Origin of the sequence: Croceitalea marina (assembly GCF_042684265.1) — a bacterium.
Classification (GTDB): Bacteria; Bacteroidota; Bacteroidia; order Flavobacteriales; family Flavobacteriaceae; genus Croceitalea; species Croceitalea marina.
Genome location: NZ_JBHULB010000047.1, coordinates 1 through 1,521 on the forward strand (window position 1 = coordinate 1; position 1,521 = coordinate 1,521).

Below are 1,521 nucleotides of genomic sequence, written 5' to 3' on the forward strand. Positions count from 1 at the left end.
AATAAAAAAGCAGCAAAAGCATGAAGCCCTTGCTGCGCGGGATAACAAATTGATTACTCAACTTGTTTCCTAATATTTTAAAGAAAAAACTTGTTTTTTGACACAGTACCTATGAGTAGTTGCGTGGTTTAGCACTCAACTTTGCAAGTACACACAAAACTGAAAATCCGCGAGGATTTTCAGAAGTAGGCGAGAACAAGCAATTACTTATAGCCATTGTTAGCAGTAGTTTTTATATATTCATTTACTAAACTATATGTCTCGTTTATTAGTTCGATGAATGATGAATCTGAATTCAAAAATATTGCAATAGTTAAAGGTTTATCTAATTCCCTCACGACTACAGTTCTCGCTCCAATCCAACTTCCAGTATGAAATGCAAAATCTTTATTAGTAAACCATCCCATAGCATAGTTCAATTCACTATTCCCTAAAAATGGAAGCCTTTCCTCAAAAGGATTCGATTCAGGCCATTTTTTTGGAAGTGTTGAACTTGGTTTAAAAATTAAAGCGCCAATGTTTTTTGAAATCATATTATTATTAAGCAGTGAGTTGTCATATGCTATGAAATCATTTATACTTGTGTAAACAGCTCCATCTCCCATCATTCCGTTCATATAATTACCATCTACTTTTTCCCAATTATTTAAACTGTCTTTTTCATAACAAAAAGCTCTTTCGTTAATTTCTGTTGGATTTGCTAGGCTATAGTAGTTGGTTTGTTTCATACCTGCTTTGTTAAAAATATTTTTCTTGGCATATTTAGAAAATTCCTCGCCAGATATTTTTTCTACCAATAGAGCTAAAACTATATATGCAGTATTTGAATATTCCCAGCCTTCTCCTGATTCGAATAATGGCTTTGGATTAGTGGCCAACCATTCTAGAATATCTTTATTCTCAACTATTCTATTTTTATCCCAATTTTCATCGAAATTTTCATAATAGTCAGCAATTCCTGATGTATGATTTATTAAATGTTGAACAGTAATATTTTCAAAAACAGGATAATCCCAAAACTTGGTTATAGAATCACTCAAGGAAAGCAAGCCCTCGTCCACAAGACTTAAAACACTTAGAGCAGTAAATTGCTTGCTCACTGAGCCCATTCTCATATTAGTATTAATGGTAATTGGCGTTTTAGTTTCTAAATCTCTTAAGCCATAACCTTTTCCAACAATCATTTTTTGGTCATAAGAAACTAGTACTGCAGCACCAGGTCCATTTATTCCGATTTTTGAATTAAAAAGTGAATCTAATTTTACTTCTAGTTCCTCTAAACTTGTTGCTTTAGTTTCCGCTTTTTTATCATTAGAATTCTTGCAGGAAATTAAAAGGAAGGCAAATGCTATTATTAAAAGGTAATTTTTCATTGAGTTGGTTTAAATTACTGCTAACGCCGCGCTATGTGCAGTCCGGCTAATTTTAAGGAAATATAGCAAAATACTTTTAAGGATGTCATGTGAATTGGACTTCCTTATTCTCACATGACATCTTTCGCCAAGTAGTCCGCGCTAGCGG

General features: G+C 33.2%; 1 protein-coding gene. It reads right to left on the minus strand.

What is annotated here, in order from left to right:
- Nucleotides 1-203: 203 nt before the first annotated feature.
- A complete protein-coding gene (locus ACFSQJ_RS14275; protein WP_377767650.1) occupies nt 204-1,373 on the minus strand; it encodes a serine hydrolase domain-containing protein in 1,170 nt (389 codons plus the stop codon).
- Between the last annotated feature and the right edge of the window lie 148 nt (nt 1,374-1,521).

Bases quoted from the DNA above. Each gene is read 5' to 3' on its own strand.
- ACFSQJ_RS14275 (WP_377767650.1), bottom strand. From the start codon at position 1,373: ATGAAAAATTACCTTTTAATAATAGCATTTGCCTTCCTTTTAATTTCC.